We start from the raw sequence: 13412 nt of genomic DNA on the forward strand, positions 1-13412 counted from the left end.
TCAGCTTGGCCCGACTATACCGCGCAGCCCCGGCGACTGTGAACGCAGACGGGCTATTCAGTCTCTGAATGGGCAGTCACGTTGAAGATCAATCTGTCGAGGGCTTGGGTTGTTCATAGCGGGCGTTGAAGGCCTGGACAAAACCATTGCGCAAAATCTGCAAAAACGCCTGGAACGCGCTGATATCTTGCTGGTGCACGTTGCCGCTGAGCTCCACGCGGGTGGCGAACTGGTTTTTCTGCTGGTTCTTCAGCACGGTTTCGCTGACGCCAACCACCGCCTCCCAGATCGACCGGAAGATGCCCTTGTCCTTGTTCTCGACATCCTGCTGCCAGTTGAACACTTCGACATTGCGCAGCAAAGGCTTGATGTAGCCGGTCAACTGGCCTTTTTCGGCCTGGGCTTCCACCACCAGGTCGCCGTTGCCGGCATTGAAGTCGAACTTGCCGTAGGCCGAGGCGAAGTCATTCATGCGCTTGAGTTCGATATCCCGGGCCCGGAAGCGGAATTCGAAGTTTTCGAAATTGCTCAGGGGGTCGAACGTGGCGGTGGCTTCCAGCGGTGCCTGGCCCAGAAACAGCGCCTTGCCGTCGAAGCGCGCGTCGCGCTGGCCTTTGACATCCACCACGTTGGTCAGGTTGTAGAAGCTGGCGTTGACCTGGGTTGCGTACATATTGACCGGCGGTTTCGAACTGAAGTTATGGAACGCGATCTTGCCGTCGTCGATGCGTACCTCGTTGAGGGTGATCGGCAACAGTTTGCTCAGTTGTGCCCGCCAGTCGGTGCCCTGACCGGTCTGGGACGCCTGTTTGTTGGTGCCGCCGTCGACGAAGTTCAGCTCCGGCTTGATGAACTGTGCCTCGGCCACCACTGCGTGGTCGTACCACAGCGAATGCCAGCTGACCGACAGGTCGATCACCGGCGCCTTGACGAACGGTACCGGCACCTTGCCGTCGACCTTGACGATCTGCAGGCCGTTGATCCGATAGGCGCCGCGCCACAGTGCGAGGTCGACATCGGTGACCTGGCCGCGGTAATCGCCCATGTCGGCGAGTTTGTCATTCAGGTAATTGCGCACCAGATAGGGCAGGGCGATATCCAGGACGACCAGCAGTACCACGACCCCGACGAGGGTCCAGAGCGGCCAACTGTAGCGACGTTTCATAGGAAAATTCTCCATCCGTGTAGGCGATTGACTGCTGGCGCCGCCGGACGTTCGCTTGACTGGACGCCTTGCAGCACGAGGCATACCCTTGGGGCCTTCCTGAAATTGCCTTAAGGACCCGTCATGAGCCGCATTTTTGCAGACAACGCGCACTCCATCGGTAACACGCCCCTGGTTCAGATCAACCGTATCGCGCCGCGTGGCGTGACTATCCTGGCCAAGATCGAAGGGCGTAACCCGGGGTATTCGGTGAAGTGCCGGATTGGCGCAAACATGATCTGGGATGCCGAAGGCAGCGGCAAACTCAAGCCGGGCATGACCATTGTCGAGCCGACTTCCGGCAACACCGGGATCGGCCTGGCATTTGTCGCCGCCGCCCGTGGTTACAAGCTGTTGCTGACCATGCCCGCCTCCATGAGCATCGAGCGCCGCAAGGTGCTCAAGGCCCTCGGTGCCGAACTGGTGTTGACCGAGCCGGCCAAGGGCATGAAGGGCGCGATTGAAAAAGCCGGCGAAATCCTTGCCAGCGACCCGGCCAGGTACTTTATGCCGGCCCAGTTCGAAAACCCGGCCAACCCGGCGATCCACGAGAAAACCACCGGTCCGGAAATCTGGAATGACACTGATGGCGCGGTGGACGTGCTGGTAGCGGGCGTGGGCACTGGCGGCACCATCACCGGGGTGTCGCGCTATATCAAGAACATCCAGGGCAAGCCGATCCTGTCGGTGGCGGTGGAGCCGATCAGTTCGCCAGTGATTACCCAGGCGCTGGCCGGTGAAGAGATCAAGCCCAGCCCCCACAAGATCCAGGGTATCGGCGCCGGTTTTGTGCCGAAGAACCTCGACCTGTCGATGGTCGACCGGGTCGAACTGGTCAGCGACGAAGAATCCAAGGCCATGGCGTTGCGCCTGATGCAGGAGGAGGGGATTCTGTGTGGTATCTCCTGCGGCGCGGCGATGGCCGTGGCGGTGCGCCTGGCGGAGAAGCCGGAAATGCAGGGCAAGACCATCGTCGTGGTGCTGCCGGACTCCGGTGAACGCTACCTGTCGAGCATGCTGTTCGCCGATTTGTTCACCGATCAGGAAAACCAGGCTTGATTCAAATCAGCGCGATGGCGTGGCCCTTATGCATAATTGGCCCGTTATCGCGCACCGCTAGATGCTGATTGTTGGAGTGCGCGGGTTTTTCCCGAGGCCCGGAGTGTTTATCATGGCCGGCTGCTACGTCTGGTTTCCCCTTAACGGGAGGCTAATGGCCAGACGCCTATTTCCAGGAGTTGCTGCATGACCTTTTCTTTGGCCGCCAAACTGTCGGTGTTGCTGCTGTTTATCGGCAGCACGCTGTATGTGCATTTGCGTGGCAAGGCCCGTTTGCCGATGTTGCGTCAGTTCGTCAACCATTCAGCGCTGTTCGCCCCGTACAACGCCTTGATGTACATCTTCTCCGCCGTGCCGTCCAAGCCGTACCTGGACCGCAGCAAGTTCCCGGAGCTGGACGTGCTCAAGGACAACTGGGAAGTGATTCGCGAAGAGGCCATGCACCTGTTCGACGAGGGCTACATCCGCGCCGCGGAGAAGAACAACGACGCCGGTTTCGGCTCGTTCTTCAAGAAGGGCTGGAAGCGTTTCTACCTCAAGTGGTACGACAAACCGTTGCCGTCGGCTGAACTGCTGTGCCCGAAAACCGTGGCCCTGGTCAGCAGTATTCCCAACGTCAAGGGCGCGATGTTCGCCCTGTTGCCAGGTGGCAGCCACCTCAACCCGCATCGCGACCCGTTTGCCGGTTCCCTGCGTTATCACCTGGGGCTGTCCACGCCGAACTCCGATGACTGCCGTATTTTCGTCGACGGCCAGGTGTACGCCTGGCGCGACGGTGAAGATGTAATGTTCGACGAGACCTACGTGCACTGGGTGAAGAACGAAACCGAGCACACCCGGGTGATCCTGTTCTGCGACATCGAACGCCCGCTGAGCAACCGCCTGATGACCCGCATCAACCGTTGGGTCAGCGCGCAACTGGGGCGCGCCACCGCGCCGCAGAACCTGGATGACGAACGCGTTGGCGGGATCAACCAGGCGTATGCCTGGAGCAAGCGCTTCAGCGACAGCTTCAGTGGCGTGGTCAAGCAGTGGAAGCGCAAGCATCCGAAGGCTTATCGCATCCTGCGGCCAGTGCTGGCGGTGGTGGTGCTGACGGCGCTGGGGTATTGGTTGTTTGGTTAAGGCGTTTGCAGGCTCGAAAAAACCGCTCCGATGAGCGGTTTTTTTATGCGCTGGATTTGTGCGGGCGAAGTTATTGCAAAGCATGTCCCCAGCTGGTTATAGTCGGCCGCAGGTGTTTCCAGACACCTTGTTCATCCCTCCATAAAAGATCAGCACATGCCAGCTTCCCTGCGCATAGCGGTAGTCGATTCAGCGGTCAACGCTGCGGTCGTGCCGTGCGGGAGCCAGCAGCCTGCGCAGATCAGTCACTACCCCCCACCTGTCAGTAGCACGCCGGTGTACGCAGTCGTATCACCGCCGGGTGTTGGCATTTCGGGCTGATCAGCTGATGGCTGTTCCCCTGTGCCCGCCTGAAAAAACCTACTGAATTTCAGCTGTTGCTGAGTTGGCTTTTTGCCTGATCACAGGTGGTATCCATGTCTGTTCTTTCGAAACAATCCGTGGCCGCGGCGGCCTCGACGAGCCTGTTTGTCTTGCTGTGGAGCAGCGGGGCGATTTTCTCCAAATGGGGCCTGGCCCACGCTTCACCCTTTGCGTTTCTGCTGATCCGTTTCGCCATCGCCCTGGCGGGGTTGGTGATACTGGTACCGATCCTCAAGCTGAAGTTGCCGCGTCCCGGCAAGCCGATGCTTTACGCGGCGGCTACCGGGCTGGTGCTGTTGGGGGCCTACCAGATTTTCTATCTGCTGGCCCTGGACCTCAAAGTCACGCCCGGCATGATGGCAACCATCATGGGCGTGCAGCCGATCCTGACCGTGGTGTTGATGGAGCGCCGGCGCTCCTGGAGCCGGATGTTCGGCCTCGCGCTGGGATTGGCGGGGTTGATCATGGTGGTGTACCAGGGCATCGGGATGTCCGGCATGTCCCTGGCAGGCATGCTTTTTGGCCTGTTGGCCCTGGCCAGCATGACCTTTGGTTCGATCATGCAGAAGCGCATCACCGATAACCCGTTGGGCACGCTGCCTGTGCAATACCTGGCAGGCTTGCTGTTGTGCTCGGTGTTTGTGCCGTTCCAGCCGTTCCACTTTGAACACAACACCGGCTTTTTCGTGCCGGTGCTGTGGATGGGGCTGGTGGTGTCGTTGCTGGCGACGCTGTTGCTGTACCGGCTGATTGCCCGGGGCAACCTGGTGAATGTCACCAGCTTGTTCTACCTGGTGCCCGCGGTGACGGCGGTGATGGACTACCTGATCTTCGGCAACAAGCTGGCAATGTTGAGCTTGCTGGGGATGGGCTTGATCATCGTCGGATTGGCTTTTGTGTTCCGTAAGGGCTGATAAACCCAACGCTGTAGGAGCCAAAAAGCTCCTACAGCTTGCGGGCCAATTTCCCCGGACGAAGCACCAGCCACAACGCCCCCGCAATCAACAACCCGCCATACAGATGCGCCATGGACAACGGCTCATCCAGCAGCAACGCGCCCCACAACACCCCGAACGGCGGAATCATGAAGGTCACGGTCATCGACTTCACCGGGCCGATGGAGGTCAGCAAGCGGAAGTACAGGATGTAGGCAAACGCCGTACACACCAGCCCCAATCCCAGCAACGACAACCACACAGGCCAGCCACCCCAACTGGCCGGTGGATGGCTGACGGCACTCCAGACAAACAGTGGCAACAGGAACAGCGTGGCCCCGAGCATGCTGCCCAGGGCCGCCAGGCGACTGTCCAGCCCGCCCTGTTGATCGAGCCAGCGGCGTGCCAAAAAGCCGGCAAAGCCATAGCAGGTGGTCGCCAACAGGCATGCCAGCGCACCCATCAGCAATTCCATGTCGAAGGCCACCGGCCCGGCGCGGGTCAGGATGCCAACGCCGAACAGGCCCAGGCATACCCCGGCAATTTTCGACGGCGTGAGGCGCTCACTGAAGAACAACCCGCCAATCAGCACGCCCATCAGTGGCGTCGTGGCATTGAAGATCGCCGAGTAACCGGCCGGCAGCACTTGGGCCGCCACTGAATACATGGTCGCAGGAATGCCCGAGTTGATCACCCCGAGCAACAGGACTGTCTTGAACTTGCCCTGGAAATCCCAACTCACCCGCATCATGGCGAGGATCACCAGCAGGCCGGTGGCGGCAATCGACACCCGGAAAAACGCGGTAGGAAGGGTGCCGATTTCCGGCGCGATAATTCGCATGAACAAAAAACTCGCGCCCCAGATAGCGGCCAGCACCAACAGGTGCAGGGTGTCGACAGGTCTCACGGAGGAACTCCAGTTTGATAAGGGCGGAAGTGTTGCCCACCGACCTGTCTGACACAATCGCTAATACATGTTTTACAGCACGAAACGCGTCACCAAGCCATTGAGGTCCACCGCCAGCCGCGACAGTTCCTGGCTGGCCGCCGAGGTCTGGGTGGCACCGGCGGCGGTTTGCGTCGACAGGTCCCGGATGTTCACCAGGCTGCGGTCCACCTCACGAGCCACCAACGCTTGCTGCTCGGCGGCGCTGGCGATCACCAGGTTGCGCTGGCTGATCTGTGAGATTGCCGCCGTGATTTTCTCCAGTGCACTGCCGGCGCTGTTGGCCCGCTGCAAGGTCTGGCCGGCGTGTTCGGCGCTGCTGTTCAGGGCGCCGACGGTGTCCTGGGTACCTTGCTGGATACCGTTGATCATCTGCTCGATTTCTTCGGTGGAGTCCTGGGTGCGTTGTGCCAGGGAGCGCACTTCGTCAGCCACCACGGCAAAACCACGACCGGCCTCGCCCGCGCGTGCCGCCTCAATCGCTGCGTTGAGTGCCAGCAGGTTGGTTTGCCCGGCAATCCCGCGAATCACTTCAAGCACCTTGCTGATGTCCTGGGCCTGCGCCGCCAGGCCCTCGGCCTTGGTCGAGGCACCGAGGACTTCGTCCACCAGGTTCTGGATCGAGCTGATGGTTTCGCTGATCTGGTAGTGACCGTGCTTGCTGTCTTCGTCGGAGGCCTTGGAGGCTTCGGCGCTGGAAACCGCATTGCCCGCCACTTCATCGACTGCCGCGCTCATCTGCGTCACGGCGGTGGCAGCCTGTTCGATCTCGTCGTTCTGCGCTTGCAGGCCGCGGGTGCTCTGCTCCATTACCGAACTCATCTCTTCCGCCGCCGAGGCCAACTGCTGCGACGATTCGCTGATGCCACGGATGGTTTCCTGCAGGTTGGCCTGCATGGTGGCCAGCGCGGTGAGCAGTTGCGCCGGCTCATCCTTGCCCTCCACGACGATCGGCCGGCTCAGATCGCCGGAGGCGATGGTGCGGGCCACTGTCAGTGCCTGGCCAATGGGCGCGGTGATACTGCGGGTCAGCAGCCAGGCCAGCAACAAGGTGGCCAGCAGGGCGGTGATGATGATCAGGCCTACGATCCATTGGGCGCTGTAGTACATCTGCGCCGCCGACTCTGCGGCTTCCTGGACGCCTTTCTGGTTGAAGGTGATCAGGTCTTCCAGGCTCTTGTTGAGCACCAGGCCCTGGGGCGCGAGGCGGCTGTTGAGCAGGTCCATGGCCTGCTGCTGTTGATCCTGGTCCACCAGCTGAATCATCTGGCCCATGATGCTCATGTACGTCGATACGGTACTTTTCAGCTGGTTGAGCATCTCGGCGTCCTGCTCGTTGACCACCAGTGTTTCGTATTGCTTGAAGCTTTCCTGCAGGTCTGCCTGTTCCTTGCTGATCAGGCTCTTGCTGTTGTCGCGCACCCTGGATTCGTCGGTGGTCAACAGGCGCAGTGCTTCCAGGCGGATGCTGGCGATAAAGGCCGCGCTGTCGTGGACCGTCTCTATGCTCGGCATCCAGGAATCCTCAATCACGGTGGCGCTTTCCCGCAGCTTGGCCATTTGCCCCAAGCCAAACAGACCCACCACTACCAGCAAGCCGGCCAGTACCGCAAAACTCAGACTGGCGCGCAGGCCGATCCCCATATTCCTCAATGACATCTCAATGCTCCTTTGGCGGTTAGAACCTGTTCCCGGATCGGTCTTCTGACCTTGTTAGGTGGGAGAGGGCGCGCTATATAGCAAAGTGCCACTATCTAGGGTAGTCAGGGTTTCCCTTACGTTGGATCCAATGGTCGAGAAGCCACCAGTACCGGAGCAGTAGAGCAAAGACTCTTATTTACCCCGGCTCGCACAGACAGGCCACGTCACACAAGGCCTGTAGATGAAACGTTTAATGCGGGGAGGGTGACGCGCGGGTTTTTTGTTGACCGGTTAGTCGAATTAAATAAAGAGTAAATAAATGTACGAAATGAACAATCTTGTACAAGTCTGAATGAAAAATGATCCTTCTCCTGTTCCCGCACACTGGCTAAGCTCAGCTCACTCCAAATGCCCGCAGAGGTTTCCCGAATGCCGCAGCCAACGCCCGCCCTCGACATTGCGCAGATGATCCTCGACGGCTTCGACGACTACCGCGAGCACTTCCGCCAGATCACCGACGGCGCCCGGGAGCGTTTTGAAAAGGCGCAGTGGCAGCAAGGGCAGGCGGCATCGGCTGCGCGCATCAATCTTTACGAAGAGAAGGTCAGCGAAGTCACGGCGCGGCTGCGGGCAGCTTTCGATGAAGCCGTGTTGCTCGACATTGCCGACTGGCCGCTGGTGAAAAGTGCCTACATCAGCCTGATCGACCTGCGGTTTGACGATGAGCTGTCCGAGACCTGGTACAACTCGACGTTTTGCGGGCTGTTCAGCCATGACCTGATCAGCGACGGCTGCATGTTCATCCATACCACCCGGCCCAGCCTGCGCCGCGCCCGGGCGGCGCAAACCCGCACCTACAAGCCGGGCGGCAAGCTGGCGGGCATGCTGGAGCAGATTTTCGCCGACTACAGTTTCAGCGAACCCTACGCCGACTTGCCCGCCGACCTGCGCCGCCTGGAGGCGCAATTGCGCGAAAACCTGCCGGACTGGGTGTGCAAGGACCCGGACCTCAACGTCGAACTGTTTTCCTCGGTGCTGTACCGCAACAAAGGCGCGTACCTCGTCGGACGCATCTACACCCGCGACGAACAGTGGCCGCTGGTGATCCCGCTGCTGCATCGGGAAGGGCGCGGCATCCAGATCGACGCGCTGATCACCGACGAGGCCGATGTGTCGATCATCTTCTCGTTCACCCGCTCCTATTTCATGGTGGACGTGCCGGTGCCGGCGGAGTTTATCGGCTTCCTCAAGCGCATCCTGCCGGGCAAGCACATCGCCGAGTTGTACACCTCCATCGGCTTCTACAAACACGGCAAATCCGAATTCTACCGGGCGCTGATCAACCACCTTGCCACCACCGATGACCAGTTCATCATGGCGCCGGGCGTGCGCGGCATGGTCATGAGCGTGTTTACCCTGCCGGGTTTCAACACCGTGTTCAAGATCATCAAGGACCGGTTTTCACCGTCGAAAAACGTCAACCGCGCCACCGTGATCGAGAAGTACCGGTTGGTGAAAAGTGTCGACCGGGTAGGGCGCATGGCCGACACCCAGGAGTTCGCCGACTTCCGTTTTCCGTTGAGCAAATTCGAGCCTGAATGCCTGGCCGAACTGCTGGAAGTCGCCGCCGGTACCGTCGAAGTCGAAGGCGATACGGTACTGATCCGCCACTGCTGGACCGAGCGGCGCATGACCCCGCTGAACCTCTACCTGGAAAACGCCAACGAAGCCCAGGTGCGCGAAGCCCTGGAAGACTACGGCCTGGCGATCAAGCAACTGGCGGCGGCGAATATTTTCCCGGGCGACATGCTGCTGAAGAATTTTGGCGTCACCCGCCACGGTCGCGTGGTGTTCTACGACTATGACGAAATCTGTTTCCTGACCGAGGCCAACTTCCGCCACATTCCGGCGCCGCGTACCCCGGAAGATGAAATGGCCTCCGAGCCCTGGTATTCCATCGGTCCTCTGGACGTGTTCCCCGAGGAGTTCCCGCCATTCCTGTTTGCTGATTCCGGCCAGCGCCGCCTGTTCGACGAACTGCACGGCGAGTTGTACAACGCCGACTACTGGAAAGGCCTGCAAGAGGCGATTCGCGCCGGCAAGGTAATCGATGTGTTTCCTTACCGGCGCAAGGGCCTGGACAATGAATGAGGGGAGCGCGCGGCGGCGCTTTTCTGCGACAATCCGCCCCCTGCCTACATAGACGACCTTTGCGTACCTGATGACTGACCAAGCGCCCGCTATCGACCAACTGCTGAAAAACCTCGATCACGCCATGCTCGCCGACCGCCACCGCCTGCGGCGGCAGCTGCTTGAGCTGCGCAAGAAACCCGATGAGGAAAAACTTGCGCAGTGGGTGACGCGGATGCAGGCCTCCTGCGCCCAGGTGACGGCGCGGCGCGCCAGCCTGCCGGTGATTCGCTATGACGACAGCCTGCCGATCGCCGCCAAGCGTGACGAGATCAAGGAAGCGTTGCTCAAGCATCAGGTGCTGATCATTGCCGGTGAGACCGGTTCGGGTAAAACCACCCAGTTGCCGAAAATCTGCCTGGAAATCGGCCGCGGCCAATACGGCCTGATCGGCCACACCCAGCCGCGGCGGATTGCGGCGCGCAGCGTGGCGAGCCGGGTCGCGGAAGAGTTGGCGACGCCGCTGGGTTCCCTGGTGGGTTATCAGGTGCGGTTTGAAGACCAGAGTGATTCCAACACCCTGATCAAGCTGATGACCGACGGTATCCTGCTGGCCGAAACCCAGAACGACCGCTACCTCGAACGCTACGACACGATCATCGTCGACGAAGCCCACGAACGCAGCCTGAACATCGACTTCCTGCTGGGTTATCTGAAAACCCTGCTGCCGCGTCGCCCGGACCTCAAGGTCATCATCACCTCGGCCACCATCGACCTGGAGCGCTTTTCCAAGCACTTCGACGATGCGCCGATTGTCGAGGTGTCGGGCCGCACCTTCCCGGTGGAGACCTGGTACCGCCCGCTGACCCTGGAGCAGGACGAGGAGGGCAACCGCGTCGAGGACGACCTGACCGTCGACCAGGCGATTCTCGCCACCCTCGATGAGATCGCCGCCTTCGAGCGCAGCGAGCGCAAGAGCCCCGGCGATGTGCTGGTGTTCCTGCCCGGCGAGCGCGAGATTCGCGACGCCGCCGACATGCTGCGCAAGGCCCAGCTCAAGCACACTGAAATCCTGCCGCTGTATGCGCGCCTGTCGCCGGCGGAGCAGCAGCGGATCTTCCAGTCGCACCCGGGCCGGCGTGTGGTGCTGGCGACCAACGTCGCGGAAACCTCGCTGACCGTGCCAGGCATTCGTTATGTGATCGACAGCGGCACCGCGCGCATCAGCCGCTACAGCTACCGGGCCAAGGTGCAGCGACTGCCGATCGAGGCGATTTCCCAGGCCAGTGCCAACCAGCGTAAAGGCCGGTGCGGGCGGGTCGAACCCGGTATCTGCGTGCGCTTGTACAGCGAAGAGGATTTTATCGGGCGCCCGGAATTTACCGACCCCGAGATTCTTCGCACAAACCTCGCGGCCGTAATCCTGCAGATGCTGCACCTGCGCCTGGGCGAGATCACCGATTTCCCGTTTATCGAGCCGCCGGACGGCAAGGCCATCAGCGACGGTTTCAACCTGCTGCAAGAGTTGTCCGCCGTTGACCGCAACAGCCAGCTGACACCGATGGGCCGCCAGTTGGCGCGTCTGCCGGTGGACCCACGCATGGGCCGCATGTTGCTGGAGGCGGCCAAGCTTGGCAGCTTGCAGGAAGTGCTGATCGTCGCCAGCGCCATGTCGATCCAGGACCCGCGCGAGCGTCCGCCGGAGCGCCAGCAAGCCGCCGACCAGGCTCACGCACAATGGAAGGACGCGGATTCGGACTTCGCCGGGTTGGTGAACCTGTGGCGTGGTTTTGAAGAGCAGCGCCAGGAATTGACCGCCAGCCCGCTGCGCAATTGGTGCCGCAAGAATTTCCTGAACTACCTGCGCCTGCGGGAGTGGCGTGACTCCCACCGCCAGTTGAGCCTGATCTGTCGCGACATGCAGTTGACCGTCAACAAAGAACCGGCGGACTTCCCCAAACTGCACAAGGCGGTGCTGTCCGGCCTGCTCAGCCAGATTGGCCAGAAGACCGAAGAGGGCGATTACCTCGGCGCGCGTCAGCGGCGTTTCTGGATTCACCCGTCGTCGGGTATTGGCAAGAAGCGTCCGCAATGGCTGATGACCGCCGAGCTGGTGGAAACCACCAAGCTGTACGCGCGGATGGTGGCCAAGATCGACGCCGACTGGATCGAGCCGTTGGCCGGGCACCTGATCAAGAAAAACCACTTCGAACCCCATTGGGAAAAGAAGCGCGGCCAGGTGGTGGCGTTTGAGCAGATCACCCTGTTCGGGTTGATCATCGTCGGGCGCCGGCCGGTGCATTACGGGCCGATTGATCCGGTGACGTCTCGCGAGCTGTTTATCCGCGAAGGCCTGGTGCGCGGCGAGATCCAGTCCCGGGCCCGCTGCCTGACGGCCAACCAGCAATTGTTGGAGCAGCTCGACGAACTGGAAGCCAAGGCCCGCCGGCGCGATATCCTGGCGGACGAGGAAACGCTGTACGCCTTCTACGATGCGCGCCTGCCGGCGGAGATTCACCAGACCGCGACCTTCGACAGTTGGTACAAGGTCAACAGCCAGAAAGACCCGCAGCTGTTGATCATGCGCGAAGAAGACGTGCTGGCCCGCGAGGCCAGCGAAGTCACCGCCGCCCATTACCCCGACACCTTGCACCTGGGCGACCTGGCGCTGGCCTTGAGTTATCACTTCGAACCCAACCATCCACGGGACGGTGTGACCCTGCGCGTACCGGCGCCGTTGTTGCCGGCCTTGCCGCCCGAGCGCCTGGAATGGCTGGTGCCGGGTGTGATCGAGGCCAAGTGCATTGCCCTGGTGCGCAACTTGCCCAAGGCCCTGCGCAAGAACTTCGTGCCGGTGCCGGATTTCGTCAAGGCGGCGTTGCAACGTATCGAGTTTGGCCAAGGCTCGTTGCCTCAGGCCTTGGGGCGCGAGTTGCTGCGCATGACCGGGGCACGGGTCAGCGATGAAGCCTGGGCCGAGGCTGCGCAGCAGGTGGAGAGCCACCTGAAGATGAACCTGGAAGTGGTCGACGGCCAGGGCAAGTTCCTCGGTGAAGGCCGCGACCTGGCCGAGTTGACCGCGCGTTTCGCCGAGGCCAGCCAAGCTGCGTTGGCGGTGCCGCAGACTGCGAAGAGCCAGCAGCCGGTGGAGGCCAAGGTGTTCGCGGCGGTGGCCGAGAAAACCCAGCAAAACATAGCCGGGCTTTCGATGACGGTGTATCCGGCCTTGGTCGAAGAAAACGGCACGGTCAAGGAAGGGCGTTTCTCTACCGCTGCCGAGGCTGAGTTCCAGCACCGTCGAGCCTTGCAGCGCCTGCTGCTGCAACAACTGGCCGAGCCGGCAAAGTTCCTGCGGGGCAAATTGCCGGGCCTGACCGAGTTGGGGTTGATGTACCGCGAGCTGGGGCGTATCGAAGCCCTGGTGGAAGACATTCTGTTGGCCAGCCTCGACAGTTGCGTGCTGGAAGGCGAAGCCAGCCTGCCGCGGGACGGCGCCGGCCTGGCCGCCCTGGCCGAGCGCAACCGTGGCAGTTGGACCGAGCACGCCGAGCGCCAGGCGCGCCTGACCCTCGAAATTTTGAAACTGTGGCATGGCCTGCAAAAACGCTTCAAGGGCAAGATTGACCTGGCCCAGGCGGTGGCGCTGAATGATATCAAGCAGCAACTGAGCAATCTGGTGTATCCCGGTTTCGTACGGGAAACCCCGGCGCAATGGTTCAAGGAACTGCCGCGCTTCCTCAAGGCCATCGAGCTGCGCCTGGAGAAATTGCCAAGCCAGGTGCAGAAGGACCGGGTCTGGAGTACCGAGTTGGGCGGCTTGTGGAGCCAGTATCAGAACCGCCTGAACAAACACGCCCAGGAAGGCAAGCGCGACCCTCAGCTGGAGCTGTATCGCTGGTGGCTGGAGGAATACCGGGTTTCGCTGTTTGCCCAGCAGTTGGGCACCAAGGTACCGATTTCCGACAAGCGCCTGAGCAAGCAATGGAGCCTGGTCGAAGCGTGACCGACG

Annotated in this window: 8 protein-coding genes; 5 read left to right on the top strand and 3 right to left on the bottom strand. The window is 61.1% G+C overall.

Annotation, left to right across the window (positions count from 1 at the left end; all coding sequences use genetic code 11):
• Positions 1 to 88: 88 nt before the first annotated feature.
• Positions 89 to 1165 carry a DUF748 domain-containing protein gene (locus tag C0058_RS07755; protein ID WP_102368329.1) on the bottom strand — a complete coding sequence of 359 codons (1077 nt, stop codon included), beginning with the start codon at positions 1163 to 1165 and terminating at the stop codon, positions 89 to 91.
• Between the two features lie 123 nt (positions 1166 to 1288).
• On the opposite strand from C0058_RS07755, the gene cysK reads away from it, so the two are divergent.
• The 3 genes from cysK to C0058_RS07770 all read left to right on the top strand — a co-directional run bounded on the left by cysK (position 1289) and on the right by C0058_RS07770 (position 4665).
• Positions 1289 to 2263 carry a cysteine synthase A gene (gene cysK, locus C0058_RS07760; protein ID WP_102368330.1) on the top strand — a complete coding sequence of 325 codons (975 nt, stop codon included), beginning with the start codon at positions 1289 to 1291 and terminating at the stop codon, positions 2261 to 2263.
• A 186-nt stretch (positions 2264 to 2449) separates the two neighbouring features.
• The gene (locus tag C0058_RS07765) at positions 2450 to 3388 is read left to right on the top strand and encodes an aspartyl/asparaginyl beta-hydroxylase domain-containing protein (RefSeq protein WP_003210693.1); all 939 of its coding nucleotides are present in this window, start codon (positions 2450 to 2452) and stop codon (positions 3386 to 3388) included.
• Positions 3389 to 3804: 416 nt separating this feature from the next.
• On the top strand, positions 3805 to 4665 hold the full coding sequence (locus tag C0058_RS07770) for a DMT family transporter (protein WP_023659095.1): 861 nt from the start codon (positions 3805 to 3807) through the stop codon (positions 4663 to 4665).
• Positions 4666 to 4696: 31 nt separating this feature from the next.
• Here C0058_RS07770 and C0058_RS07775 read toward each other — a convergent pair whose 3' ends face one another.
• Positions 4697 to 5593 carry a DMT family transporter gene (locus C0058_RS07775; protein ID WP_102368331.1) on the bottom strand — a complete coding sequence of 299 codons (897 nt, stop codon included), beginning with the start codon at positions 5591 to 5593 and terminating at the stop codon, positions 4697 to 4699.
• A gap of 72 nt (positions 5594 to 5665) precedes the next feature.
• Complete coding sequence (locus C0058_RS07780; protein WP_023659094.1) at positions 5666 to 7291, bottom strand: methyl-accepting chemotaxis protein; 1626 nt, start codon at positions 7289 to 7291, stop codon at positions 5666 to 5668.
• A 411-nt stretch (positions 7292 to 7702) separates the two neighbouring features.
• Between C0058_RS07780 and aceK the strand changes: the two genes are divergently transcribed.
• Both aceK and hrpA read left to right on the top strand, forming a co-directional pair.
• On the top strand, positions 7703 to 9424 hold the full coding sequence (gene aceK, locus C0058_RS07785; protein WP_102368332.1) for a bifunctional isocitrate dehydrogenase kinase/phosphatase: 1722 nt from the start codon (positions 7703 to 7705) through the stop codon (positions 9422 to 9424).
• Between the two features lie 70 nt (positions 9425 to 9494).
• A complete protein-coding gene (hrpA, locus tag C0058_RS07790) occupies positions 9495 to 13406 on the top strand; it encodes an ATP-dependent RNA helicase HrpA (RefSeq protein ID WP_102368333.1) in 3912 nt (1303 codons plus the stop codon).
• Positions 13407 to 13412 lie beyond the last annotated feature (6 nt).

Source organism: Pseudomonas sp. NC02 (assembly GCF_002874965.1).
In the GTDB taxonomy this organism is placed as follows: domain Bacteria; phylum Pseudomonadota; class Gammaproteobacteria; order Pseudomonadales; family Pseudomonadaceae; genus Aquipseudomonas.